This window comes from Symbiobacterium turbinis, from assembly GCF_055383075.1.
This window is the reverse complement of sequence record NZ_AP042433.1, coordinates 2,670,876-2,696,047: the sequence shown is the minus strand read 5'-3', so window position 1 is coordinate 2,696,047 and position 25,172 is coordinate 2,670,876. Positions and strand designations below refer to the sequence as shown.

General features: G+C 66.6%; 28 protein-coding genes and 1 tRNA gene. 24 read left to right on the top strand and 5 right to left on the bottom strand.

What is annotated here, in order from left to right; genetic code table 11:
• Window positions 1-57: 57 nt before the first annotated feature.
• The gene (locus tag ACZ45O_RS13050) at window positions 58-732 is read right to left on the bottom strand and encodes a metal-dependent hydrolase (RefSeq protein ID WP_464853561.1); all 675 of its coding nucleotides are present in this window, start codon (window positions 730-732) and stop codon (window positions 58-60) included.
• Between the two features lie 158 nt (window positions 733-890).
• Between ACZ45O_RS13050 and ACZ45O_RS13045 the strand changes: the two genes are divergently transcribed.
• From ACZ45O_RS13045 to greA, 3 genes are all read left to right on the top strand, one after another.
• Window positions 891-2,213 carry an alpha/beta hydrolase gene (locus ACZ45O_RS13045; protein WP_464853559.1) on the top strand — a complete coding sequence of 441 codons (1,323 nt, stop codon included), beginning with the start codon at window positions 891-893 and terminating at the stop codon, window positions 2,211-2,213.
• A gap of 68 nt (window positions 2,214-2,281) precedes the next feature.
• Entirely contained in the window at window positions 2,282-3,319 is a 1,038-nt protein-coding gene (gene dusB / locus ACZ45O_RS13040) for a tRNA dihydrouridine synthase DusB (RefSeq protein ID WP_464853557.1), read from the top strand.
• Between the two features lie 216 nt (window positions 3,320-3,535).
• Window positions 3,536-4,009 carry a transcription elongation factor GreA gene (gene greA, locus ACZ45O_RS13035; RefSeq protein WP_464853556.1) on the top strand — a complete coding sequence of 158 codons (474 nt, stop codon included), beginning with the start codon at window positions 3,536-3,538 and terminating at the stop codon, window positions 4,007-4,009.
• A gap of 23 nt (window positions 4,010-4,032) precedes the next feature.
• On the opposite strand, the gene ACZ45O_RS13030 is transcribed toward greA, so the two are convergent.
• The gene (locus ACZ45O_RS13030; RefSeq protein ID WP_464853554.1) at window positions 4,033-4,263 is read right to left on the bottom strand and encodes a hypothetical protein; all 231 of its coding nucleotides are present in this window, start codon (window positions 4,261-4,263) and stop codon (window positions 4,033-4,035) included.
• 129 nt (window positions 4,264-4,392) lie between these two features.
• Between ACZ45O_RS13030 and ACZ45O_RS13025 the strand changes: the two genes are divergently transcribed.
• Window positions 4,393-4,468: transfer RNA gene (locus ACZ45O_RS13025), tRNA-Ala, on the top strand.
• 242 nt (window positions 4,469-4,710) lie between these two features.
• Here the strand turns inward: ACZ45O_RS13025 and ACZ45O_RS13020 are convergent.
• Window positions 4,711-5,082, bottom strand: coding sequence for a cupredoxin domain-containing protein (locus ACZ45O_RS13020; protein ID WP_464853553.1), 372 nt, complete (start codon window positions 5,080-5,082; stop codon window positions 4,711-4,713).
• Between the two features lie 339 nt (window positions 5,083-5,421).
• Between ACZ45O_RS13020 and ACZ45O_RS13015 the strand changes: the two genes are divergently transcribed.
• From ACZ45O_RS13015 to fusA, 15 genes are all read left to right on the top strand, one after another.
• Window positions 5,422-6,027, top strand: coding sequence for a hypothetical protein (locus ACZ45O_RS13015; protein ID WP_464853551.1), 606 nt, complete (start codon window positions 5,422-5,424; stop codon window positions 6,025-6,027).
• A gap of 40 nt (window positions 6,028-6,067) precedes the next feature.
• Window positions 6,068-7,471 (top strand): cbb3-type cytochrome c oxidase subunit I, encoded by a 1,404-nt coding sequence (locus ACZ45O_RS13010; protein WP_464853550.1) that lies wholly within the window; start codon window positions 6,068-6,070, stop codon window positions 7,469-7,471.
• A 17-nt stretch (window positions 7,472-7,488) separates the two neighbouring features.
• Window positions 7,489-8,451: a cbb3-type cytochrome c oxidase subunit II gene (locus ACZ45O_RS13005; RefSeq protein WP_464853548.1), complete on the top strand. Its 963-nt coding sequence runs from the start codon at window positions 7,489-7,491 to the stop codon at window positions 8,449-8,451.
• A gap of 24 nt (window positions 8,452-8,475) precedes the next feature.
• Complete coding sequence (locus ACZ45O_RS13000) at window positions 8,476-8,661, top strand: hypothetical protein (RefSeq protein ID WP_464853547.1); 186 nt, start codon at window positions 8,476-8,478, stop codon at window positions 8,659-8,661.
• A 13-nt stretch (window positions 8,662-8,674) separates the two neighbouring features.
• Window positions 8,675-8,836 (top strand): hypothetical protein, encoded by a 162-nt coding sequence (locus ACZ45O_RS12995; RefSeq protein WP_464853545.1) that lies wholly within the window; start codon window positions 8,675-8,677, stop codon window positions 8,834-8,836.
• Window positions 8,837-8,902: 66 nt separating this feature from the next.
• Window positions 8,903-10,129 (top strand): 4Fe-4S dicluster domain-containing protein, encoded by a 1,227-nt coding sequence (locus ACZ45O_RS12990; protein WP_464853544.1) that lies wholly within the window; start codon window positions 8,903-8,905, stop codon window positions 10,127-10,129.
• A 231-nt stretch (window positions 10,130-10,360) separates the two neighbouring features.
• On the top strand, window positions 10,361-11,140 hold the full coding sequence (gene extP, locus ACZ45O_RS12985; RefSeq protein ID WP_464853543.1) for a selenite/tellurite reduction operon b-type cytochrome ExtP: 780 nt from the start codon (window positions 10,361-10,363) through the stop codon (window positions 11,138-11,140).
• Between the two features lie 13 nt (window positions 11,141-11,153).
• On the top strand, window positions 11,154-11,915 hold the full coding sequence (locus tag ACZ45O_RS12980) for a menaquinol-cytochrome C reductase (protein WP_464853541.1): 762 nt from the start codon (window positions 11,154-11,156) through the stop codon (window positions 11,913-11,915).
• Window positions 11,916-11,962: 47 nt separating this feature from the next.
• Window positions 11,963-12,496 carry a QcrA and Rieske domain-containing protein gene (locus ACZ45O_RS12975; RefSeq protein WP_464853539.1) on the top strand — a complete coding sequence of 178 codons (534 nt, stop codon included), beginning with the start codon at window positions 11,963-11,965 and terminating at the stop codon, window positions 12,494-12,496.
• 18 nt (window positions 12,497-12,514) lie between these two features.
• Complete coding sequence (locus ACZ45O_RS12970) at window positions 12,515-12,679, top strand: hypothetical protein (protein ID WP_464853537.1); 165 nt, start codon at window positions 12,515-12,517, stop codon at window positions 12,677-12,679.
• 29 nt (window positions 12,680-12,708) lie between these two features.
• Window positions 12,709-13,647 carry a c-type cytochrome gene (locus ACZ45O_RS12965; RefSeq protein WP_464853535.1) on the top strand — a complete coding sequence of 313 codons (939 nt, stop codon included), beginning with the start codon at window positions 12,709-12,711 and terminating at the stop codon, window positions 13,645-13,647.
• A gap of 24 nt (window positions 13,648-13,671) precedes the next feature.
• The gene (locus ACZ45O_RS12960; RefSeq protein WP_464853533.1) at window positions 13,672-14,295 is read left to right on the top strand and encodes a hypothetical protein; all 624 of its coding nucleotides are present in this window, start codon (window positions 13,672-13,674) and stop codon (window positions 14,293-14,295) included.
• Between the two features lie 23 nt (window positions 14,296-14,318).
• Window positions 14,319-14,768 (top strand): 4Fe-4S binding protein, encoded by a 450-nt coding sequence (locus ACZ45O_RS12955; protein ID WP_464853532.1) that lies wholly within the window; start codon window positions 14,319-14,321, stop codon window positions 14,766-14,768.
• 119 nt (window positions 14,769-14,887) lie between these two features.
• A complete protein-coding gene (ppaX, locus tag ACZ45O_RS12950; protein ID WP_464853530.1) occupies window positions 14,888-15,544 on the top strand; it encodes a pyrophosphatase PpaX in 657 nt (218 codons plus the stop codon).
• A gap of 312 nt (window positions 15,545-15,856) precedes the next feature.
• Window positions 15,857-17,944 carry an elongation factor G gene (gene fusA / locus ACZ45O_RS12945; RefSeq protein ID WP_464853528.1) on the top strand — a complete coding sequence of 696 codons (2,088 nt, stop codon included), beginning with the start codon at window positions 15,857-15,859 and terminating at the stop codon, window positions 17,942-17,944.
• Window positions 17,945-17,960: 16 nt separating this feature from the next.
• Here the strand turns inward: fusA and ACZ45O_RS12940 are convergent, their stop codons facing one another.
• Both ACZ45O_RS12940 and ACZ45O_RS12935 read right to left on the bottom strand, forming a co-directional pair.
• Entirely contained in the window at window positions 17,961-18,788 is an 828-nt protein-coding gene (locus ACZ45O_RS12940; protein WP_464853527.1) for a hypothetical protein, read from the bottom strand.
• Window positions 18,775-19,026 carry a hypothetical protein gene (locus tag ACZ45O_RS12935; protein WP_464853526.1) on the bottom strand — a complete coding sequence of 84 codons (252 nt, stop codon included), beginning with the start codon at window positions 19,024-19,026 and terminating at the stop codon, window positions 18,775-18,777. The genes ACZ45O_RS12940 and ACZ45O_RS12935 overlap by 14 nt, the downstream gene beginning before the upstream one ends.
• A gap of 119 nt (window positions 19,027-19,145) precedes the next feature.
• Here ACZ45O_RS12935 and ACZ45O_RS12930 point away from each other — a divergent pair, with 119 nt between their 5' ends.
• From ACZ45O_RS12930 to ACZ45O_RS12910, 5 genes are all read left to right on the top strand, one after another.
• Window positions 19,146-20,318 (top strand): class I SAM-dependent rRNA methyltransferase, encoded by a 1,173-nt coding sequence (locus ACZ45O_RS12930; RefSeq protein ID WP_464853524.1) that lies wholly within the window; start codon window positions 19,146-19,148, stop codon window positions 20,316-20,318.
• A 191-nt stretch (window positions 20,319-20,509) separates the two neighbouring features.
• A complete protein-coding gene (locus ACZ45O_RS12925) occupies window positions 20,510-20,965 on the top strand; it encodes a CtsR family transcriptional regulator (RefSeq protein ID WP_464853523.1) in 456 nt (151 codons plus the stop codon).
• 13 nt (window positions 20,966-20,978) lie between these two features.
• On the top strand, window positions 20,979-21,521 hold the full coding sequence (locus ACZ45O_RS12920; protein WP_464853521.1) for a UvrB/UvrC motif-containing protein: 543 nt from the start codon (window positions 20,979-20,981) through the stop codon (window positions 21,519-21,521).
• Complete coding sequence (locus tag ACZ45O_RS12915) at window positions 21,508-22,569, top strand: protein arginine kinase (protein ID WP_464853519.1); 1,062 nt, start codon at window positions 21,508-21,510, stop codon at window positions 22,567-22,569. The genes ACZ45O_RS12920 and ACZ45O_RS12915 overlap by 14 nt, the downstream gene beginning before the upstream one ends.
• A 41-nt stretch (window positions 22,570-22,610) precedes the next feature.
• Window positions 22,611-25,112 (top strand): ATP-dependent Clp protease ATP-binding subunit, encoded by a 2,502-nt coding sequence (locus ACZ45O_RS12910; protein ID WP_464853517.1) that lies wholly within the window; start codon window positions 22,611-22,613, stop codon window positions 25,110-25,112.
• Window positions 25,113-25,172 lie beyond the last annotated feature (60 nt).

Genomic DNA, 25,172 nt, shown 5'->3' with positions numbered 1-25,172 from the left:
CTGACCGGCCGCATGAAAGTGAGAGGCCGCCCTGCGCCGGGGCGGCCGTTCCCATGTTTACAGAGTGTAGCTCTCGCCGGGCCGGAGCACAACGGGCTCGGCGAGGCGCGACTCGCGGACGCGGGCCGCAAAATCGGACGGATCCTGCACCAGAACGGGGAAGGTGCCCCAGTGCATCGGGATGACCGCCCTGGGCCGGATCCACTCCACCGCGACGGCCGCGTCTTCCGGGCCCATGGTGTAGTGGTCGCCGATGGGCAGCATGGCCACGTCGATGCCGGGGGCCTCGATGACGCCGTTCAGCAGCTTCATGTCGCTGAACAGCGCGGTGTCGCCCGCGTGGTAGATGCGCTTGCCGCCCAGGTGGATGACAAAACCGCAGGCGTGGCCGCCGGTCGGGCCGAAGCCGTGGTAGGCCAGGGTCATGCGGACCAGCCCGAAGTCAAACCGCCGCTTCCCGCCCAGGGCCATGTCGGCGACCTGCACGCCCTGGTCAGCCAGGGTGTACGCGGCATCGGCGCTGGTGATGATCGTCGCGCCCGTGCGCTTGGCGATGGCCACCGCATCGCCCACGTGGTCGTCGTGCAGGTGCGTGACCAGGATGTAATTGGGGTTCAGCTCCTCCGCCTTTACGGGGCAGACCGGATTGCCCGTGATGAACGGATCGATCAGCAGGTTCCACCGACCGTCGGTGATCTCGAACGCCGCGTGTCCCAGGTACCGGATCCGCATACAATCGCCTCCCTGAAGAGCTTTGCCTGAATGGTGACCTGCCGGCGGCGCCGCCCGGGCGCCGCGAGCAGGGGATTAACCGGCGTATATGGAAGGAAGAATACGAATATACCCTAACACTTAAGGCACGGCAATACCGCGAGCTGGGGGAGCAGAGCATGATTCGCAGGGCGTGGTGGGTCGTACTGGCGCTCGCAGTGGTACTCGGAGCACAGTGGATGGTGGCGCGCAGCCAGGCCGATCTGGCTGTGGCGGAGGAGGTGCTGGCGGGCAGCCCCGCGCTGCACGTCGCGGCGGTGGGAGAGCCCCGGGGGGCCGTCATCGTGCTGCACGGCTTCGGGGGCAGCAAGGAGCTGATGCAGCACTGGGGTTACGCGCTGGCCCGCCGCGGGTTCGATGCCTACATTCCCGACCTGCCCGGCCACGGGGCCCACACCGGGCCTCTGGCAGACCCCGGTGCGGCCGCAGCCCGGCTGATCGATGAGCTGGTCGCCACCGGGCGGGCCGAACCCGGCCGGGTGGGGCTGCTCGGCCACTCCACCGCCGGCCTGTCCCCCACCTCTGTGGACCCCCTGCCAGCTGAGGCCCCTGCCAACCTGCTGGATTATCCGGCCGCGCGGAACCCCCTGGCCGCCATGTACGCCCGGGCCGCGGACGAGGCGGCAGACCGGCTGTCGCAGGCGTTCGGCGCGGCGCCGCCGGAAACGGGCCCTTCGCCCCGGCCGCTGGGCTGGCTGCTGCTGGCGCTGGCGGGCGGGCTCGGCGCGATGCCGGCCGTCGCTGCGCTGGTGCGGCCGAACCCCCGGCACGGCGGCCGGCGCCAGCGCGGCATCGGCCTGGCCACCGGCCTTGCCGCGGTGGCGGTTTCCCTGCTCAGCGCCGTGCTGGCCTCGGTCTACCTGCGGCTGCCCTGGCTGGGTATCGCTGTGCTGGACTACATGGTACCCTATTTCCTGGTTGCAGCCGCCGTTCTCCTGCTTTTCCGCGCGCTCTGGCCGCGCGAGTTCGGCGGGCTTTCGATCGGCGGGGCCGAGACGGTGCTGGCTGCCTTGCTGCGCGGCCTGGCCGTGGCCCTCGCGTTTCTCGGCGCGCTGGTGCCGGTGATTCACCAGAATGTGACCTATTTTGTACCGACGATGCCCAGAATCCTGCCACTGATTGCCGTCGGTGTGGTTTACTGGCTGTATGCCGTGCAGGAGGAGCGGCTGAAGCGGGCCGTGGCCGGGGGGCCGTCGCCCGGAGGCTTCCTGCTGGGCCTCGTGGCGAAACTGCTGATGGCCGCCACCTGGGTGGGGGCGGGGGTGCTGCCCAACCCGCCCGCGTCTCTTCCTGCGGTCATTCCCGTGGCCCTGGCGGTGCTGGTGGTCATGGAGGCCCTGAACTGCGCCCTGGCCGTGCTGCGCTTTCCCGCCGTGAGCGTCGCGCTGGTGAATGCGGTGGTCATCGGGTGGACGGCTGCCGTCATGCTCCCCCTGGTCTGAGCAGGTGACATAGACCGATCGGCGTGCCGTGGGTATAATAAACCCCGCCACCGATGTTCTTCTTGGGGGTGAGAGGGTTGTCTGAGCCGCTGCTGAAGCCAATCCGACTGGGAGAGCTGACCATCGAGCGGCCGCTGGCCCTGGCGCCCATGGCCGGCGTCACCAACTGGCCCTTTCGCCGCCTCTGCAAGGAGCACGGCTGCGGCCTTGTCGTCACCGAGTTCGTCAGCGACAAGGCGCTCCTGTACGACAGCAGGCGCACCCGGGAGATGATTCAGCTGATGGACGATGAGCGTCCGGCCGGCGTGCAGATCTTCGGGGCGGACCCCGACACGATGGCGCGCGCCGCGGTGCGCGTGGTGGAGCTGGAGCAGCCGGACCTGATCGACATCAACATGGGCTGCCCGGCTCCGAAGGTGACGAAGGGCCGGGGCGGCTCCTCGCTCCTGAAGGAGCCCGAGGTGGCCCAGGAGATCGTGCGGCAGGTGGTGCGGGCCGTCGCGCCGCTGCCTGTGACCGTGAAGATGCGCATCGGCTGGGATGCCCGTTCGATCAATGCCGTGGAGGTCGCGCAGCGGGTGGAGGAGGCCGGTGCGCAGATGATCACGGTGCACGGCCGCACCCGGGAGCAGCACTACTCGGGCCGGGCCGACTGGGATGTGATCGCCGCCGTGGCCCGGGCCGTGTCGGTGCCGGTGCTGGGCAACGGCGACATCTCCGACCCCAGGGACGCCGCGGAGCGGATACGAACCAGCGGCGTGGCCGGTCTGGCGGTGGGCCGCGGCGCCCTCGGGAACCCCTGGGTCTTCAGCCGCACGCTGCACTATCTGCAGACGGGCGAGCTTCTGCCGGAACCCGACGTGCGCGAACGCGTGGAGACCGCGCTCCGCCATCTGGAACTGATGATCGCCTACAGGGGCGAATTCCTGGCGGTGCGGGAGATGCGAAAGCACGCTGCCTGGTACCTGAAGGGGCTCCATGGATCGGCGGAGGTCCGCGCGGCCATCAACCAGGCGGAGCGGCCGGAGGAGCTGCGCTCCCTGCTCCTGGGCTACCTGGAACGGGCAGAGGCCTACCGGGCCGGAAGCGTCAGATTGTTAAGTTGACATTGCATTGTGGGCTACGTATAATGAATTGGCCAGTGGAGTGGAGCACTGCGGAAGGCCGGGCAGAGTCCCGGCCCCGCGGTGCTTCGTCGCAGCAGGGGACGAGGTCCCCCGGGCATACTGCGGCCGCTCGGAGTCGTATACATCCGTACCACAACGAGCTTCCCACCACTACGGCGTCGTAGTGTAGTTGTCAGGTGTAAAGGGGAGAACCGCATGGCCGAGAAAGAGGTGCTCCTATCCCTGGACGGTCTGAAGCAGCTTGAGCAAGAGCTGCTCTACCTCCGCACCGTGAAGCGTCTGGAGGTCGCAGAGCGCATCAAGCAGGCCCGCGAGTACGGCGACATCTCCGAGAACTCCGAGTACGAGGACGCCAAGAATGAACAGGCCTTCATCGAAGGGCGCATTCTGGTGCTGGAAAAGATGCTGCGGAACGCGCGCGTGATCGATGAGCCTGTCGGTGAGCAGGAGGTTGTGGTGGTCGGCAGCACCGTGGTGCTGAAGGACCTGGAATACGGCGACGAGCTTACGTATACGATCGTGGGCACCACGGAGGCCGACCCTTCGAATAACCGGATTTCCAACGAGTCCCCGGTTGGCCGCGCGATCATCGGGCAGAGGGTGGGCACCGTGGTCGCGGTGGATGCGCCCGATGGGGTTATCCGGTACGAAATACTCGCGATCAAGTAAGTGGGGGGCACACGGCCCCCCGCTCAGTCTCTGACCTCGCTGCCCAGTGACAAGGTGGGTCCGCCCCTCCGCTTCTGCCCGGGCGGCGGATTCAGCGGTTCGGGCCTCTCCCACGGCCGAACCGTGGCCTCGTACTGCGGCCCTGCTTCCGGCCCCGCGCTATCCCGCAGGCTGGCCTCGTAGGCCGACTGGCCCAGGTCGCCGGCGCCGGGGCCGATCTGCGGCTGTTTCAGATCGTGAAGCGGTCGCGGCATGAACATCGCCTCCCGCGCTTAGTCTGCCCCGGCCCGGGTCCTCTGCGGGTGGTAAGATCAACGCCCCCTGGAAGCAGGTGTGCGTTGACAATCGGCGGCTCTCACGGGTACAATAGCTAAGCGGTTATCGGGGCTGTAGCTCAGCTGGGAGAGCAGCGCCTTTGCAAGGCGAAGGTCGAGGGTTCGAGTCCCTTCAGCTCCACCAAAGTCACGGACCGGGCGTTTGCCCGGTCCTTTTTCACGCGCTCATGTCTGTTCGGAGGCGTGCCAGTGGGCGGCCGCCGCGCGCAGAAACTCCTGCGCGTCCCGCTCGCGAACGCCCGCTTGGGGATGACATGGGCCATGTTCGTGGTCAGGAAACGGCGCAGTCCCAACCAGATGAAAAACAGCAGGACAAGTGGAGCCCGGCGCAGCTAGCGCCGGGCTCCACGCTATTCAGGAATCAGCCTACTCCACGATCAGCTTGCCGACCATGCCGGCCTCCCGGTGACCGGGCACGTCGCAGATGATGTCGTGCTCGCCGGACTGGGTGATCTTGACCTCAATGGTCGACGTCTGGCCGGGCGGGATCTGGCCGGAGTTCACGTTCAGAGCGGGAATGAGGAAGTTGTGGTTAACGGCCGGGTCCTTGTTCACCAGGGTGATCTTGAGGGTGTCGCCCTTCTTGGCCTGGATCACGTCGGGCGTGAATTTCATTTCACCGTTGATGCCCATCTCGACCGTCATTTCGATCGCGTCGCCGCTGCCGCCGCCCCCGCAGCCGGCCAGAACGCCCAGGGACAGCAGCCCAACCACAAGAAGCGTCATGAGCTTCCGCATAGCTGAAGTTTCACTCCCTTTCCTGCGCAATATCATGCCAAACGTGTCAACAGCGGCCAATCGGACGCGCAATGTACTGGGGTTATTGGACGAAGTAAGTAGATAGGGTCTAGACCCTAAGGACTATCTCGCATACGACTTTAGTGCCAGTCATGGTAAAATAGCGGCCGAAAACCCTGTAGGCGCAGTGTTTTCGGACGAGTCAGACAACCAGAAGGAATGATAGCACGGTCCGGCTGCCGTGGCAAGTCCCGTCGGCGGCCATATTCAACACATTCAGGTTCAAATTATGTTTCTACATAAACATAACGAGGACCGAAGTAATGGGGGCGGTCTCGTGTGAGATGGGCACGTTCTCCGGGCACGGCCGTGCTGGCGGCGCTGCTCGGGCTGTTCCTCCTGCCGGGGCAGGCGGCGGCTTCGCACCTGAGCGGCGGGGAAAGCGACCTGATGGGGATCTACGGCGGCATCGCCCTGGTGCTGGGCTTCGCCGGGCTGCTGGGCGTGCTGGGCCTGGTACCGGCGCGCTGGCGCTGGCGGGGCTACCGCTGGGGGAGGTGGCTGCTCGCCGCCGGCCTGCTGATCCTGGTCGCCGGAGGGTTTCACGCGGCGGCCATCGGCACGGTGGAGCGCCAGGTGGGGGATGCGGCGTTCGGGCGGCTGGCCACCCAGCAGCTGCTGGGCACCCTGGTGGTCTTCGGCGCGTTCTGGGGCGGGGTGTACTTCCTGGCCCGGCGATCCGGGGTGCTGAACATGGGCGAGTCCGTCAAGTACGCGGTGCTCCGGAACGGCGACCCGCCCGAGTGGACGGCGTTCCGGGCTGAGCGGCCCGGTGAGCAGCGTCTGATGTGGGTTCCCTTCGCGGCCATGGGCATCCTGGCGTTCTTCTTCACGGCCGGGGTGCTGTTCGCCATCCTCCGGCTGCCGCCGAGCGCACGGCTTTAGGTTCCCATGTCCCACTTCTGAACAGGGGAGGAGATAGATGATGTTCAGCAACGTAGAAGGATCCGCCAGCCGGAACTTCTTCTACACCGCGGTCATCTGGATGGCCATCGGCATGAGTTTCGGACTCTTTGCCGCCGTGCTCCTGGTCGTCCCGGACCTGGTGAAGAACGTTCCCGTGCTCGAGTACTTCACCTTCGGCCGGGTGCGGCCCGTGCACACCAACCTGGTGCTCTTTGGCTGGCTCAGCGGTGCCTACTTTGCGACGCTCTTTTACATGGTTCCTCGTCTTGCCGGCACCCCGCTGTGGAGCGAGCGGCTGGGCAACTTCACCGTGCTCTTCTACAACCTGCTGATGACCGGCTACGCCGTGACCCTGCTCATGGGCATGAACATGGGCCGGGAGTACGCCGAGTCGACGTGGGTCCTGAAGATCCTGACGGTCGTGCTCTTTGCGCTGGTCTTCCTGAACGTGCTCATGACGTTTGCCAACCGCAAGGAGAAGGAGCTGTACGTCACCGCCTGGTACATGCTGGGCGCCGTGGTCACCACGCCGGTGATCTACATCGTCGGCAACCAGTTCCTCCTCCCCAACAACCCCATCACCGGTGTGAATGACGCGGTGGTCAACTGGTTCTACGGCCACAACATCCTGGGCTACTGGTTCACGCCCATCGGCGTCGGCGCCGTCTACTACCTGCTGCCGAAACTGACGGGCAACCCGGTCTGGAGCCATAAGCTCTCCATGATCGGCTTCTGGATGCTCATGTTCGTCTACGGTCCCACGGGGGCCCACCACCTGGTCAACGGCCCGGTGCCGTACTGGCTTCAGACCGTCGCCATTGCCTTCTCCGTCTGTCTGATCATCCCGGTCTGGACCGTTCTCACCAACTTCTACGGCACGATGAACGGCCGCTGGGGCGCCCTCAAGGAGTCCGTGCCGCTGAAGTTCACCGTGAGCGCCATGGTCTTCTACTTCATCACCTGCTTCCAGGGGCCGATGCAGTCCCTGCGTTCGGTGAGCTCCATCGTCCACTTCACCAACTGGGTCGTGGGCCACGCACACCTGGCGCTGGTCGGCACCTTCTCGTTCATCATGTTTGCCACGATCTATTACGCCCTGCCCCGGCTGATCAACCGGGAGATCTGGTCGGCCAAGCTCATGGACTGGCACTTCTGGCTCTCCCTGATCGGCTTTACCCTGTTCTTCGTCTCCCTGACCATCGGCGGGCTGGTGCAGGGTTCTGACTGGGCGGCGAACCAGTCGGCCAATTTCATCGCCTCCGTGATCAACCAGCGGCCCTTCAACATCGCGCGGGCCGTGGGCGGGGCCATGATCCTCGGCGCTCAGCTCCTGTTCATCTTCAACATCTTCAAGACGGCGACCGCCGGCCGCCAGTTCAGCGCCGATTCTGCTGAGGCCGGGTCCATCGTCGCCGGTGTATAGGGAGGGGGTGCGCTTCCATGGGCAACAAGTTCGAGCGAAACGCTGCGCTGCTTGGTCTCGGTGCCTTCCTGCTCCTGAGCTTCGCGGTGGTGATTACCGTGGCGGTGCCGCTCATGCAGGAAGACCTTTACGCTGCGTCGCCTTCGTCGCCCCGCTACTCGGGCATGTACGCCGATGGGTCACAGATCAGCCCCCAGGTCGCACGCGGGCGCGAGATCTACATCCGCGAGGGCTGCTGGTACTGCCACACCCAGCAGGTCCGTACGCTTGACCACGACGCCGCGTTCCAGGCGCCGGCCGTCACGCTGGATGACGGCAGGGTCGTCGGGGGCCGGCCGACCCGTCCGGAAGACTACGGCAACGACAACCCGGCCCTGCTGGGTTCGCAGCGGACCGGTCCCGACCTGAAGTACGTCGGCCACCGGCTGCCTTCCAAGGAGTGGCACATCGCTCATCTGATCGACCCGCGCTCGACCGAGCCCAACTCAATCATGCCTTCCTACGCCCACCTGCCGCCGGATGAGCTGGACGCGCTGGCCGAGTACCTGCTTGTCCTGCGCGACTGGGCGGTGCCGATCGAGACCCTGGCGAAGTACCCCGGGCCTGACATCCTGGCAGCCACCGACGACATCCTGCCCGACGAGTACCGCGACGTCGTGAACCCGTACTCCATCGACGACGCGGCCGTGCTCGCCCGGGCTGAGGAGCTGATCGAGGCCAACGGCTGCCTGCAGTGCCACGGGGCAGACATGCGGGGCATGACCGCAGAAGACGGCTGGGGCAGCCCGCCCTACCCCACCAACTGGTACGAGGCAGGCAAGGTCCATTCCGAGCAGTTCATCTTCTGGGTGATCTCGGAAGGCACGCTGAAGGAGGATGGCTCCGGCTCCGGCATGCCCGCCTGGCGGGTGAACGGCCTCTCCGACGAGGACCGCTGGGCCCTGACCACCTACATCAAGTGGCTGGGAACTCAGGAGTAGACGCGGGGGAAGGGGGAACCCGCCATGGATATGGAGTGGACCCGGTTCGGCGATCTGAGTGTTTCCAGCGGATTCCTGCTGATCGCTGTGCTGGCGCTGTGGGCTCTGGTTGCAGTCGTGATGTACTGGGCCTTCCTGTCGGGCAGCACCAGCATGAACGAGGACGTGAAGTACAAGTACGTCGAGGATGACAAGCCCATCGCGCGCTGAGGGAGGTAGGAGCATGTCTGAGGAGACTCGGCCGCAGACCGAGGCGGAACACGGTCACGGGGCCCCGCCGGTGCCCAAGTTCCTGCTGCTCGTCTATGGCGTGATCGCTCTCTTCTTCGTGTATTACATCGCCGCCAACCTGCGCTTCGGGCCCAACAGTCCGACGGGCTTCTAGCGCGTGCACGCCAACCCCCTCGCCGCGGGGCGAGGGGGTCTGGCTCACCTTCGGAGGGGGATGGAGATGAAGAGCCGCCTCGGCAAGGTGAAGACGGTCATCCGCCGGTACCGGCGCGCGGCGCAGCTGGCCGTGCTCGCCTTGCTGATTCTCTCACCATTCGTGAACCTCTTCCGGTTTGATGTGCCGAGCATGTCGCTCTACCTGTTCGGCACCCGACTGTGGGTGAAACACACCTTCGTCTTCTTCATGCTGCTGGTGACGGTCATCTACTTCATCATCGCCGCGAGCCTGCTGTTCGGCCGGGTCTTCTGCGGGTGGGTGTGCCCGCAGAACCTGTTCAACGAGCTGACCCGCAGCTGGGACCGGCGCTTCGGGCGCATCGGCAGCACCCTGCTTTCCGCGGTCATCAGCCTTTTCGGGGCATTTGTCGTCTGGAGCTATTTCAGCGACGGGCGGGCGCTTCTGGCCCGGTACGCGGCCGGGCAGGCGCCCCTCGGCCCGAGCCTCTTCATCCTCGGCTTCGGGCTCTTCTTCACCATGGCAATGGCGTGGTGGCGCACGAACGTGTGCCGGATCGTCTGCCCGTACGGCCACCTGCAGTCCATCATCTCCAACGCGGAGACGATGCACCTGCAGGTGATCAACCTGCCCGGCCACCGCGACATCTGCGCCACCTGCGGCCTCTGCGCCGAGATCTGCCACATGGGGGTGGACCCGCGCACGGCGGAGCAGAAGCACTGCGTCGTCTGCGGCGACTGCCTCGACGCCTGCGCGCTGGTCTCCCAGGCCCGGAAGGTGCCCCGGGTCCTCAACTTCACCATCGGATCCGGCGAGCGGGCTGTGGCCCTCAGGGACCGGGGCCGTCTGTGGCAGAACGTGCGGCTGCTCGCCCCCCGTCTGGTGCTGCCGCTGACGCTGACCCTGATCCTGGGCGGGCTTTCGGCCTACATGCTGGCCACGCGGCCGCTGGTCGACCTGGTCGTGGCGAAGAACCACCGCCAGGTGCTGGCCGCCGGGGGCCCGGTCAGCAGCGGCAGCGTGATGGCCGTCTCGGTCATCAACCTCGGCGACAGGGGCGATACCTTCCGGCTGTACGTGGAGGGGCTGCCGGAAAACTGGGCGGCCCTGGAGCGGTCTGACATTCACCTGGCTCCCGGCGAGCGGGCATCGGTGACCCTCAGGGTGCACCCCACCGAAAGGGTCGTGGGCACGCACCGCTTTACCGTGCGCGTGGTCGGGGAGGGGAGCGGGGCGGAGGCCAGCTTCGACACTGTGCACGTGGTCTACTGATCCCAATGCGCTATGGCTTGCCCGTCCGACTAGATAAAAGGGACTATCATTTTCCCTGCATGGGTACCGGGGGGCGGCATGGGCGCATATTTTCTGACACGCAATAAAAGCTCTTGCGACGGTTTTATGTTGCCTGTCAAGCCGAATTGCGGCTATAATGTATGCTGTTGCGCAGTGTGGCTGGCTGGATTCCGGGTCGCTGGCTTCCGATAATGGGGAGGTGCTGGTTCGGTGAGTCTGTGGGCCAGATTCAAGAACACGACGCTCTACAAGTCCATCTACCGGAATGAGTACCCGGACACCCCGCGCAATCAGGTCCTGGTCATTCTCAACAGCGTCGTGCTGCATCTGCACCCGGTGAAGGTGCCGCGGCGCGCGGTGCGTGTGAGCTACACCTGGGGCCTGGGCGGGCTGTCCCTGCTCATGTTCCTGATGCTGACCGTGACGGGCGTCTGGCTGATGTTCTACTATGTGCCGGCCGTGCCCGGCGCCTACGAGTCGATGAAGGCGCTGGACACCGACGTCATCTTCGGTCCGTTTGCCCGCAATCTTCACCGGTGGGCGGCCCACGGCATGGTGATCGCCGTCTGGCTGCACATGACGCGGGTCTTCTACACGGGTTCGTACAAGCCGCCCCGGGAGTTCAACTGGGTGATCGGCGTCGTCCTCTTCCTGATCACCGTACTGCTTTCGTTCACGGGCTACCTGCTGCCCTGGGACCAGCTCGCCTACTGGGCCATTCAGGTCGGCTCCAACATGGCGAAAGTGACGCCCGTCATCGGCAGCTACGTGCAGATGGCGCTGCTGGACGGCTACGACATCGGTCCTTCCACGCTGGTGCGCTGGTACACCCTGCACGTGATTCTGCTTCCGCTCGCCTGCATCGCGCTGATGGCGGTGCACTTCTGGCGCATCCGCAAGGACGGCGGCATCTCCACCCCCATCCCGTACGACGAGGATGAGGAGGAGCAGGAGGAGCTGGCGCTGGCCGCCGGCGAGACGAATGAGTAGGGAGGGAGCTCGGATGGCTGAGGCGCCGGAGAAGTATCAGCAGACGGGCCCCAAGGTGAAACCCCGTCAGAAGGAAGAGATGGTCTACACCTGGCCCTTCCTCGTCTCGATCGAGGCGATCATGGCCATCACCATGATCCTGGCGTTCGCGCTCATGGCCACCTTCGTCGACGCGCCGCTCATGGACATGGCCAACCCCGACAAGACGCCCAACCCGGCCAAGGCGCCGTGGTACTTCCTGGGGCTGCAGGAGCTGCTCCTGCACATGGACCCCGCGCTGGCGGGCGTGATCGTGCCCGGAGCCGCGCTGGTGCTGCTGGCCATGATCCCGTACATCGACCGCGACCGGCGGGGCACGGGTATCTGGTTCTCGACGAAGAAGGGGCTGCCCATCACCATCTTCTCCGCCATCTATACGGCGGTCATCGAGATCGCGCTGGTGCTGGTGGACGAGGTGGTGCGCCTGCCGGGCATGCCCGAGGGATCCTACCGGATCTCCGCCACCGTCACCTATCTGCTGGAGCAGACCGGCCTGCCGACCGCGGCGGTCTCGTGGGTCGGGTCGATCTTCATCCCGCTGGTGCTGATGATCGGCATTCCCTGGGTGCTCGCGGTCATCGTGAAGCGGCGTTACCAGGCCAACACCCGCGAAGTGATGATCGCGCTCTACACCTTCTTCTTCACTTCGTTCATCGTGCTTTCCGCGATTGGCACGTTCTTCCGGGGCGAGTCGATGCACCTGGTCTGGCCGTGGGAACTGCAGCCCCCGCAGTAGGCCGGCCTCGCCGCCGATGACAAACCGCTGGGAAAGGGTGATCTTCCATGGCCGCTGAGAATCAGGTCCGCGCCGCGGCGGCGGCTCCGCCCGCCTCCGGCCCTTCGGCGGACGGCATGACCCGCCGCCAGCTTCTGCGCACTTCAATGTTTGCCACCATCGGGGCGATGTTCGGTCTGGCAGCTGCCGGCGCCGGCGGCATGTTCTGGCCGATCAAGCTGTCCGGCTTCGGCGGCATTGTGCCCGCCCCGGTGAAGGCCCATGAGATGGAGATCGGCGACGTGGTGATGGTGCGGGACGGCAAGTACTACCTGACCCGCACCGAGGACGGGCTGATGGCCCTCTACTGGAAGTGCGTCCACCTGGGCTGCACCGTTCCCTGGAACGCGGCGCAGAAGAAGTTCATGTGCCCGTGCCACGCCTCGGTCTACGAGATCACCGGTCAGAACATCGCCGGTCCCGCCCCCCGTCCGCTGGACATGATGGAGGTCATCGTTCAGCCCGACGGCACGGTGCTGGTTGACACCGGCAAGATCACCGAGCGGGTGCGGCACGAACCCGAGCACGCCGTGAAGATCTAGGGGGAGGAGGCCAGTCCCATGTTCAACAACACCCACCTGCTGGGCTACGCCTCGCCGATCCCGACCCCGTGGTACCACGGGGTGAAGGTCTCGGAAGCGACTGAACTCCTGATCGTCTTGACCCTGTTCCTCGGCGCGATTGCCGCCGTCTACTTCATCCAGCGCTGGATCGGCGACTACTAGAACGGTGCCCGGAAAGGAGTTCACCGCTTGTGCGTAACGAGAGAAAGTACAAGGTCATCACACTGCTCTCGCTGGCTCTGGCCCTCCTGCTGCTGGGCACCGGCGTGCGGGAGCCGTTCCGCATGGCGACCGCGGAGTACCGGCAGCACGAGGAGTACGTGCTGAAGGGCGCCCAGCTCTACGCGGAGAACTGCGTGCAGTGCCACGGGCCGTACGGCGAGGGCGTCGTGGGTATGCCGCTGAACCGGGCCGAGTTCCGGGTTGACCCTGAGTCCCCGGCCGGCAAGGAGATCTACAACTACATCTACGACACCATCGCCAGGGGCCGCCCCGGCAACGCCGACCACTACCAGTGGGTGCGGGTGAAGACGCCTGAGGGCAAGGACGCGTGGATGTCCTACACCGAGATGCCCGCCCAACTGAAGCAGCACGGCGGCCCGCTGGATGAGGAGGCCGTGAAGGCCCTCACCCTGTTCATCATGTACGATGATCCCACGGGGTCTCAGTGGTACATGGTCGGCGACTCCACCAAGGCGCCGATTCCGCCGGGCGACCTGGATCCCGATGAGACCGGCGTGATCCCGCTGCCGGACGCCGACGTCCCCGAGGAGGTCAACGTCGCCGCCAAGGCGCTGCTCCGGGATCTCGGCAAGACCCAGTGCCTGACCTGCCATGTCATCGGCAGCAAGGGCGCATACATCGGTCCTGACCTCAGCCAGCTTGGCTCCTGGGGCATCGACCAGGAGTTCCTGGAGGAGTGGATCAAGCGGGCCAGCGGGCCCAACGCAATGCCGCACGACGAGCGGATGCCCATCTACTGGAGCCAGAATCGGGCGATCACCCGCACGGAGATCGACCTGAGCGAGCGGGTCGTCTCTGAGGGGCCGTACTACATGCCCGCGTTCGAGGACCGGCTGACCGACGAGGAGATCTCGATCATCGCGGAATACCTGCTGGGGCTGAAGTAGCGCCGGGAGATGGGGGGTGAGCCCGTGCGGGGGTACCTGATCACGCTGCTCTTGATCGCCTTCATGGTCGGGAGCCTCTTCCGGGCCGCCGAGGTGACGGGCATGCGCATTTGGAACATGTTCGCCACCTTCGGGATCTTCCTCTTCGGCGTGGCGGGTTCACTGGCCATCGCCCGCCTGCAGCAGAGTTCGGGGCAGCGGGGCGTGGAGGAGTCCCTGAAGGGCCTGGAGCCCGAATGGATCATTACCGACTGGTCGGCTGCCCCCGGTGAGCGGCCGGATTACCTGCTGGTCGGCCCCGCGGGGCTGCTGGCCGTGTGCGTGGAGCACTCGCCCGGCCCGGCGCGTTCGGCCCGGGCCCAGCGCCGGCTGTCGGTTGCGGCGGACCGGGCGCGGCAGTGCGCCGGCTGGGTGCGGGCCGAGCTGAGCGGGTGGCCCGACGCGGCCGACCTGCCGGTGGTGCCGCTGGTGCTCCTCTCCCGTATGCGCGCCCCCGAGGACCAGCAGGAAGACGGGGTTCCGGTGCTCAACCCCGAAGCGCTGGCCGGGTTCGTTGAGACCCTGAGCCCCGGTCCGGCGGTGAGCAGGCCGCTGCGCTACCGGATCACGCGCCTTCTCCGAGAAGGGCGCCTGCCGGAGACCGGCTAGCGCCCCCCAAAGGAGGGAGAACCGTGCCGCACTATATCGACGAGAAGTGCATCGGCTGCACCGCCTGCGTGGCTGTCTGCCCGACCGAGGCGATCAGCGGTGAGCGGAAGCAGCTGCACTACATCGACCCGAAGCTCTGCATCGACTGCGACGCCTGTGTGCGCAGTTGCCCGGTGATGGCGATTGCGGACGAGTTCGGCGTTTACAAGCCCCGCATCGCGAAGCGGGCCGACTGGCCGAAGCCGGTCATCGACCCCGTCTCCTGCTCCGGCTGCGACTTCTGCGTGCAGATCTGCCCGTTTGACTGCCTGGAGCTGGCGGGGGACGGCCAGTTCTTCGGTACGGCTGTGCTGACCCGGCCGAACGCCTGCGTCGGCTGCAAGGAGTGCGAGGAGGTCTGCGCCAAGGGCGCGATCGTCGTCCTGGCGCCGGATGAGCTGCATCCCATCGCCGCCGCGGAGGGAAGAGCATAGGTCTGAAAGGGAACGGGAGCCCTCGACGCCGAGGGCTCCTTCTTCCATATTCCGTCGTCGATCAGTCGAAGGGGTTGGCGCCATCAGAGTCGAATCCTGTTTCAGGGAGGGAGACCGATTTGTTGAATTTTGACGCCGTCCTGTTCGACCTGGACGGCACCCTGATCGACACGAACCACCTGATCGTGACTTCGTTTCAACACGTCCTGCGGACCTGGCTGGGACTTGAGGTCTCTCCCGAGGAGGTTTACCCGTACTTCGGCGAGCCCCTGCGCACGACCCTGGCCCGCTTCGACCCGGGGCGGGCCGATGCCCTCACCGAGGCCTACCGCAAGTTTAATCGGAGCCAGCACGACCGGCTGGTGCGCCGTTTCCCCGGCATGAACGAAGCCGTTGCGGCGCTGCAGGAAGCGGGGGTGCCCCTGGCCGTCGTGACGTCCAAGTACACGGACCTGGCCCGCCGGGGCCTCTCAGTGTGCGGCCTGGAGGAGCACTTCCCCGTGGTGGTGGGGGTGGACCAGACGGAGCGGCACAAGCCGGAGCCGGATCCCGCCCTGCGGGCCCTGGAACTTCTGGGGGTTGCCCCGGGGCCGCAGGTGCTGATGGTGGGCGATTCCCTCCTGGATCTCCGGTGCGGCCGGGCCGCCGGGTGCCGGACCGCAGCCGTGGGCTGGGCGGTGAACCGGGATGCTCTGGCGGCCGGGGAGCCGGACTACTGGCTGGAACGTCCGGCCGACCTGGTGTCCGTGGTGCTTTCTGGTGCGGCGCCCGCCTGACCGGTCCCATAACCGAGGTCAAAGTTGGGGAGAATGTGTACTGTTGGAAGGGCGGTGGCAAAGTATCTACAGTAACCGGTAGCGCTTTCGGACAAGATTGGCCCTGGCAGAAGGAGACACCTTCGGACAGGTCGAAGTTGCAAGTCTATCGGACCCGTTTTCGTGTTCGCGAGGTTCACCTGGCGCCCAGCCCACTGGGAAGCGCACCGCACGGCGGTGCGCGTTTAGCCCCTGCGTCACCGCCTGCAAATCCGAACCGTTTCGCCTGGGGCCCCCCGGCTGAGCGCAGTTCCATCAACCGTTGAGGAGGAGATGGAGTTGAGAAGATTTGCTGTTGAAAAGGTGCGGAACGTTGCCCTCATTGCCCATGGCGGGGCCGGGAAGACGTCCCTGGCTGAGGCCATGCTTTTCAACGCTGGGGCGACGGATCGGCTGGGGCGCGTAGATGATGGCAATACGGTGATGGATCATGATCCCGAGGAGATCCGGCGGAAGGTCTCCATCTCCATGGGCATTGCGCCGCTGGAGTGGAAGGACCACAAGTTCAACCTGCTGGACACTCCCGGGTATTTTGATTTTGTGGGCGAGGTCAAGGCCGCCCTGCGGGTGGTCGAGACGGCCCTCCTGCTGGTGGACGCCGTGGCGGGCATCGAGGTGGGCTCGGAGCTGACCTGGGAGCACGCCGTGAAGGCCGGGGTCTCCCGGATGATCGTGATCAACAAGATGGACCGGGAGAACGCCAACTTCCAGAAGACCCTCAGCGCCCTGGAAGAGGCCTGGGGCCGGGGCGTCGTGCCGTTCCAGCTGCCCATCGGCGCCGAGGCGAACTTCACCGGCGTCGTCGACGTCGTGCAGCAGAAGGCCTACGTCTTCTCCGGCAAGCAGGTGAAGGAGGAGGCCGTGCCCGCCGAGCTCGAGGGGCAGATCGCGGAGATCCGCGAGAAGCTGATGGAGCTGGCCGCCGAGGCTGACGACGACCTGACCATGAAGTTCCTGGAGGAGGGCGAACTCTCCCAGGAGGAGCTGCAGACGGGTCTCAGGCTCGGCGTGGGCAAGGGCGACATCATCCCGGTGTTCGTGGCCGCCGCCGCCAAGAACGTCGGCGTCAGCACCCTGATGGACGCCATCGTCGAGTACGCGCCGTCGCCGGCCGACCGCGGCGAACTGGTGGGCGAGACGCCCGACGGCGAGCCGGTGACCCGGCCGATCGGCGACGACCAGCCCTTCAGCGCCCTGGTCTTCAAGACCACCGCCGACCCGTTCGTCGGCCGCATGACGATCATGCGCATCTTCAACGGCAAGGTCGCCAATGACCAGACGGTCTACAACATCACGCAGGGCCGCAGCGAGAAGCTCAGCCACATGTTCATCCCCAAGGGCAAGGGGCAGGTGCAGGTGAACGAAGCCGGACCCGGCGACATCGTCGCCGTCGCGAAGCTGGCCGTCACGCAGACCAACGACTCGCTGGGCGACGAGGCCAACCCCATGATCCTGGAGCCCGTGGACTTCCCCAAGCCGGTCTACTCCGTCGCGGTGAGCCCGAAGGCCAAGGGCGACGAGGACAAGATCGGTTCGGGCCTGCAGCGGCTGGCCGAGGAGGACGCGACCTTCACCGTGCACCGCGACCCGGTGACGGCCGAGACCATCATCTCCGGCCTGGGCGAGACGCACGTCGACGTGATGATGGAGCGGCTGAAGCGGAAGTTCGGCGCGGACGCCGTCCTGAGCGAGCCGAAGGTCGCCTACAAGGAGACCATCCGCGGCAAGGCCGAGGGCGAGTACAAGCACAAGAAGCAGACTGGCGGCCGGGGCCAGTACGGCCACTGCAAGATCGAGATCGAGCCGCTTTACGAGGGCGAATACGAGTTCGTCGACAAGATCTTCGCCGGCGCCATTCCGCTCAACTACCGCCCGGCCGTGGACAAGGGCGTCCAGGAGACCATGGCCGAGGGCGTGCTGGCTGGCTACCCCGTGACGGGCATCCGTTGCACGCTGCTGGACGGCTCGTATCATGAAGTGGACTCCTCCGAAATGGCCTTCAAGATCGCTGCCCGCAACGCGTTCCGCCAGGCGTTTATGAACGCCAGGCCGGTGCTCCTGGAGCCGATCATGCGGCTCGAGGTCATCGTGCCGGAATCCTACATGGGCGACATCATGGGCGACCTCAACAAGAAGCGGGGCCGGATCGCGGGCATGGAGCCGACCCCCGACGGCAAGCAGATCATCAAGGCGATGGCGCCGCTGGCCGAGCTGCACCGCTACGCCATCGACCTGCGGTCCATGACCCAGGGCCGCGGCCAGTTCACGATGGAGTTCGACCATTACGAGGAGGCCCCGGCCCAGGTGGCCAAGGCCGTCATCGAGGCCGCGGAGGCGGCCCGCAAGGAGGAGGCGGAGTAGACAGGGGCCGCGCGTCCTACTCCAGGGCCTCCTGCTGGACCAGGCGCAGCACCTCGCCGGTGCGGGCGTCCAGGACCAGCCGGATGCGCTGGCCGGCGGGGAGTTCCGCCTCCAGGAGCCACGCCGGCCGCACCTCGGTCTCCCCGAGCCGTTCAACCGGATACGCATCGACAAAGCTCGCCTGCCACATGGGCAGGCGGCTTTGTTCTCTGGCCAGGGCGATGGCCGCCGCGCGGTCAAGCAGCCGGGGCTCGCCGACGGGGACGTGCGCGCGCCAGCCCGCCTGGAGCCAGGCGGCCATCCAGGGGTTGTGCAGCCGCACCGCCCGGCCGTCCCCCAGGCGGAGGATCACGTCCGTCTCCGACGGCGGGCAGACGAACCCGTGGCCCGTTCCGCCGGGAGGCTCCGGGCAGTTGCCTGCGGGGTGCACCGCCAGCGGGGCGCCGCTGCGGAGGGCGATGTGGAGCACGCCGCCCCCGGGAGACGGCGTGGCCGCCCCGGCCGCCAGCCGGGAAGCGGCCAGCCGGTCGAGCAGCAGGGCGATGACCGGGCGGTGATCCAGATGCGTGGCGTGAAGCGGCAGCGGCGCACCCTCGGGCCCGGCGGGCACGCTGAGGCCGAGCCTGAGGCCGGCCACGGCCTGGAGCGGGGGAATCCAGTCCGCCGGAATCGGGAGGCCGGCCGCGGGCATCGTGCCCGCAACCGCCGGGGTGGCTGCCGGGAACGCCGCCAGGGCTGATGGGGCGACGCCCCCGAACGCCGCCAAGGCCGCGACCGCCGCGGCGACGAAGGCGGAGGCCTGCACCCGGGGCCTCCGCCTTCCGCCAGTCCTATTGCCGGCCACCGAATCCCGGCCTCCCCGGGGGATGCGGGCGGTCCGGCGCAGCCGTCGCCTTCCGCATGTCCCCTTTCCGGGTCATGTTCTGCTTTCGCTGATCCTCCTGCTCAATCCAGACCAGGCCCTCCATCGGGACGTCGGTCGCGACCTCACCGCGCTCGGCCGCCTCGTTCAGGTGGTGGCCTGTCGCGTGGGTGCCGGTCACCGAGGCGCTGACGGCGCCGGGTTCATCTCTGCGCCCCATCTTGATCGCCCCCTCGCCGGCTAGTCTGCCCGTCCGCGCCCCCTTCCATGTCGCGCTGGCGCGCCGGGCAGGCTAACGCTACGATAGTGCTGAACCAGTTTGAAGAGGGGAGTCGTACAATGGCGGTTGTGCAGCTCGCCAGGACGCGCCACCGGCGCGTGTGGGCGGGGCACCCCTGGATTTTTCAGAGCGATGTGGAGGAGATACGGGGCGAGTTCGCACCCGGAGACGTGGTGACCGTGGTGGATTTCCGGGGCCGGTTTCTGGGCAGGGGCTACATCAACCCCGCGTCGCAGATCATCGTGCGGATGCTGACCACCCGGGACGAGCCCGTCGACCGGGAGTTCTTCCGGCGGAGGATCGAGCGGGCCTGGGCCTACAGGCAGCGGCTCCTGCCGGACACGGGAGCCTGCAGGGTCGTCTTCGGCGAGGCCGACTTCCTGCCGGGGCTCATCGTGGACAAGTTTGGCGACATCCTGGTGGTGCAGACGCTCGCTCTCGGCATCGACAGGTGGCTGCCGGAAATAGTCGGTATTCTTGACGAACTGCTGCGCCCCCGCGGGATCTACGAGCGCAACGATGTGCCGGTGCGCCGCCTGGAAGGGCTGGAGGAGCGAAAGGGCTTCCTGCGGGGCGAGTTCGACCCGAACATCACGATTGTCGAAAACGGGCTCGAGATCGCGGTGGACGTGGCGGAGGGGCAGAAGACCGGCTACTTCCTGGACCAGCGGGAGAACCGCCGCGCCGTGCGTCTCTATGCGGAGGGCGGGCGCGTGCTCGACTGCTTCTGCAACGTCGGGGGCTTCGCCCTGAACGCCGCGGCCGCCGGCGCGCGGGAGGTCATCGCCGTGGACGCCTCGGCCGAGGCCATCGCCGCCGCAGAGCAGAACGCCGCGCGCAACGGCCTGAGCGACAGGATTCGGTTCCAGGTCGGCAACGCTTTCGACATACTTCGGCAGATGGAGTCGCGCAAGGAGCGGTTCGACGTCATCGTGCTGGACCCGCCCGCGTTCGCCAAGAACAAGGCTGCGCTGGAGGGCGCGGTGCGGGGCTACAAGGAGATCAACCTGCGGGCCATGCGCATGCTGGAGGAGGGCGGTTTCCTCGTCACCTGCTCCTGCTCGTACCACATGACCCCGGACCTGTTCAAGGCCGTGGTGGCCGATGCGGCGTTTGATGCCCGCCGCCGCCTCCGGCTGGTGGAGGAGCGGGCCCAGGCCGTCGACCACCCCATCGTCGTGGGATACGACGAGAGCCACTATCTGAAGTGCCACATTTACGAAGTCATCTGATTCGGGCCGCGGCCGTTCCCTCGCGGCCAGCACAAACGTCAAATAACGTCAGAGGAGGTCTCTGGAAGACCGCACCTGGGAAAACTGCCGTAGAGGCCCCCAATTCGTTTCAGGTTGCACTTGCCCGTCTGCCCGCCACCGGGTAAAGTGGAAGGTAGAAAGGTCAAACAAGGTCAGGGGGTGAGCGACTGATGGCCAACCTGGCCGACAAGATCGAACGCTACCTGAAGGAGCACCTGCGCAGGACGGAGATCCTGGAGGTGCAGCGGGCCATGCTGGCCGCCCTGTTTGACTGCGCACCGTCGCAGATCAACTACGTGCTGACCACCCGATTCACCCCCGAACGGGGCTACCTGGTGGAGAGCCGGCGCGGGGGCGGGGGTTACATCCGCATCATCCGCCTGAACATTGAGAGCCCCGAAGACCTGCGGGATCTGATACAGCGGCAGATCGGGGATTCGCTCAGTCAGAACGAGGCCCTCGACATCGTCGAGCGGCTGCGGGAGGAAGGGATTATCGACGAGCGCGAGGCGGCGATGATGGAGGTCGCCATGCGGCGTGAGGTCCTGGGGCTGGAGCTGCCCGTCCGGGACACCGTGCGGGCTAATCTGTTGAAGGCAATGCTCACGGCCATTCTGCGCTTCTGAGGAGGTGGGTCCCATGCTGTGCGAGCGATGCGGCCAGCGTGAGGCCACAGTGCACCAGACGCTGGTCACCAACGGGAAGAAACAGGAGTCCCACCTGTGTGTCGAGTGCGCCCGCGAGGCGGGCACCCTGCCCGGTTTTTCTTTCCCCAACCTCTCCATGCAGCAACTGCTCAGCTCTTTCCTGGGGCAGACGCTGCCCGGGGCGGGCAGCGGGAAGCCCCAGCTGAAGGCTGAGCCGACGTGCCGGCACTGCGGCATGACGTACAGCCAGTTCGCCCAGAGCGGCCTTCTGGGCTGCCCCCGGTGCTACCAGGAGATGGAGCAGCAGCTGATGCCGCTGATCAAGCGCATACAGGGCAACGTGTCACACGGCGGAAAGGTGCCGAAGCGCACCGGAGGCCTGGCCCGGAAGCGGCGCGACCTGAAGATGCTGCGCGCGCAGCTCCAGAGCGCCGTGCAGAGCGAGCGGTACGAGGACGCCGCCCGGATTCGGGACCAGATTCGGGCCCTGGAAGCGGAGATCGCAGCAGGGGGTGATGATGGTGGGGTGGAATGAACTGGTATCGCGCGCGGCAAGCCGTTGGATGGAGGGGACCGGTCCGCACGCCGACGTGGTGCTCTCCTCCCGGATCCGGCTGGCCCGCAACCTGGACGACCTGCCCTTCCCCCAGCGGATGACGGAGAAGGACACAGAGCGGCTGCTGCAGGCGGCGGAGGCCGGCGTCCGCGAGATCAACCTCGTGGGCTTCCCCTCCAAGGTGGAGCTGCACCGGCTGGCCGACACCACGCCCCTGGACCGGCAGATCCTCGTCGACAAGCACCTGATCAGCCCGCAGCAGTCCAAGGAGGTCATGGCCAAGGCCGTGGCCATCTCCGAGGACGAGTCCATCTCGATCATGGTGAACGAGGAGGACCACCTGCGCATCCAGGTGCTGGCCCCCGGGCTGCAGCTTCAGGAGGCCTGGCGGATGGCCTCGCAGGTGGACGACGCCCTGGAGCAGCGCCTTCAGTACGCCTTCGACGAGCAGCTTGGGTACCTCACGGCCTGCCCGACCAACGTGGGCACGGGCCTCAGGGCATCTGTGATGATGCACCTGCCCGCGCTGGTGCTCACGCAGCAGGCCGGGCGGCTCTTCCACAACCTCTCGCAGCTCGGGCTGGTGGTGCGCGGCCTCTACGGCGAGGGCACCGAGGCAGCCGGCCAGATCTTCCAGATCTCCAACCAGACCTCCCTCGGGAAGGCCGAGGAGGAGATTGTCGCCAACCTCGAAGCCATCGCGCGGACGGTGATTGATACTGAGCAGCAGGCCCGCCGCCACCTGTACGGCGAGATGCGGCTGCAGATTGAGGACCGGGTCTCCCGCGCCTACGGCATCCTCACCAACGCGCGGATGATCACGTCGGAGGAGGCGATGCGGCTGCTCTCGGACGTGCGGTTGGGCATCGCGCTGGGGGTCGTTCCGCCGATCGACTACCGCATCCTCAACGAGCTGCTGGTGGCGATGCAGCCGGCCTTCCTGCAGCGCCAGGCGGGGCGTGAGCTGAACCCGCTGGAGCGCGACGTGAAGCGGGCTGCGCTCATCCGGGCGCGGCTGGCGGGCTGACCGGAGATGGAATAGACAGATGGATAGGGGGTAAGTGACGCATGTTCAGCCGTTATACGGAACGGGCGCAGCGGGTGATCGTGCTGGCCCAGGACGAGGCCCGGCGTTTGAATTACGATTACGTCGGTACAGAGCACCTGCTCCTCGGGCTGATCCGGGAGGGCGAGGGCATCGCCGCCAAGGCGCTCCAGGCCCTGGGGATTCAGCTCGAGCAGGTGCGGGCCGAGGTCGAGAAGATGATCGGCAAGGGCTCCGCTTCGTCTCGCGGCGAGATCGGCTTCACGCCGCGCGCCAAGAAGGTGATGGTGGAGCTGGCCATCGAGGAGGCGCGGCTCCTGGGCCACAATTACGTGGGCACGGAGCACATTCTCCTGGGCCTGATCCGGGAGGGCGAGGGCGTCGCCGCGCAGGTGCTGCAGAATCTGGGCGCCGACCTGGAGCGGGTGCGCAACCAGGTGATCCACCTGCTCGGCGGGGTGCCCCATCCGCCCGCGGGTTCGTCCGCGCCCGGTTCTGCGAAGGTGAAGGGGGCGAAGACCTCCACTTCCACCCTGGACCAGTTCGGCCGCGACCTGAACCAGATGGCGCGCGACGGCAAGCTGGATCCGGTGATCGGCCGGGAGAAGGAGATCGAGCGGGTGATCCAGATTCTCTCCCGCCGCACGAAGAACAACCCGGTCCTGATCGGCGAGCCCGGCGTGGGCAAGACCGCCATCGCCGAAGGGCTGGCCCAGCGCATCGCGGACGGGCGGGTGCCGGAGATCCTGAAGGATAAGCGGGTCGTGGCGCTGGACCTTGCCTCGCTGGTGGCCGGTTCCAAGTACCGGGGCGAGTTCGAGGAGCGGCTGAAGAAGGTCATGGAGGAGATCCGCAACGCCGGCAACGTCATCCTCTTCATCGACGAGCTGCATACCATCATCGGCGCCGGCGCCGCGGAGGGCGCGATCGACGCCTCCAACATCCTGAAGCCGGCCCTGGCCCGCGGCGAGCTCCAGGCCATCGGCGCGACCACCATCGACGAGTACCGCAAGCACGTGGAGAAGGACGCCGCCCTGGAGCGCCGCTTCCAGCCGGTGATGGTCGAGGAGCCGTCCCCCGAGGACGCGATCCAGATCCTGAAGGGGCTGCGGGACCGGTACGAGGCCCATCACCGGGTCGAGATCACCGATGCGGCCATCGAGGCCGCGGTGCGGCTCTCCGACCGCTTCGTCACCGACCGGTTCCTGCCGGACAAGGCCGTCGACCTGATCGACGAGGCCGCCTCCCGGGTGCGGCTCTCCACCTTCGTGGCGCCTCCCGACCTGAAGGAGCTGGAGGATAAGCTGGAGGAGGTGCGCAAGGAGAAGGAGGCCGCCGTTCAGGGGCAGGAGTTCGAGAAGGCCGCCCGCCTGCGCGACAAGGAGACCAAGTTGAAGGAAGAGCTGGAGCGGCAGAAGAACGAGTGGCAGCAGAAGAAGGTAACCTCCAAGTCGACGGTGACGGAGGAGGACATTGCCCACATCGTCTCGCAGTGGACGGGCATTCCGGCCACGAAGCTGACCATCGACGAGTCGCAGCGCCTCCTGAACCTCGAAAAGATCCTGCACGAGAAGGTGGTGGGCCAGGAGGAGGCCGTGGCCGCGGTGGCCCGGGCCATCCGCCGTGCCCGCTCCGGGCTGAAGGATCCCAAGCGGCCCATCGGCTCCTTCATCTTCCTGGGCCCCACGGGCACGGGCAAGACCCACCTGGCCCGGGCGCTGGCGGAGGCGCTCTTCGGCGACGAGGATGCGATGATCCGCATCGACATGTCGGAGTATATGGAGCGGCACACCACCTCCCGCCTGGTGGGCGCCCCTCCCGGGTACGTGGGCTACGACGAGGGCGGCCAGCTGACCGAGGCCGTCCGGCGGCGGCCGTACTCCGTGGTGCTGTTGGATGAGATCGAGAAGGCGCACCCCGAGGTCTTCAACATTCTGCTCCAGGTGCTGGAGGACGGCCGGCTGACCGAGGCCAAGGGGCGCACCGTGGACTTCCGGAACACGGTGATCATCATGACCTCCAACGCCGGCGCGCAGGCCATCGCCGGCGAACGGCAGCTGGGCTTCACCGTTCATGAGGACGAAAGGGAGCAGCACGAGCGGATGAAGAGCCGGGTGATGGACGAGGTGAAGCGGCTCTTCCGGCCCGAGTTCATCAACCGGCTGGACGAGATCATTATCTTCCACAGCCTGAACAAGGATCACCTGAAGCAGATCGTCAACCTGGAAGTGAAGAAGGTCGCCGACCGGCTCAAGGAGCACGGCGTGGACCTGACGATCTCCAATGCCGCCCTGGAGGTGCTGGTTGCCGAGGGTTACGACCAGAAGTACGGCGCCCGTCCGCTGCGCCGGGCCATCCAGCGGCTGCTGGAGGACCCGCTCTCGGAGGAGCTGCTCCGGAAGCCGTTCAAGTACGGCGAGCAGGTGCACGTGGACGCGGGCGAGGACGGCAAGCTCACGTTCAAGCGCACCGAGCCCTCGGCCGAGTCGGTGGGCGTGGCCAGCGGCAAGACGACGGAGGAATAGGGCAGGCACAGATCGGTCTTTCCCGGCAGGCGCCGGTCACCCCGCAGGGGGTGACCGGCG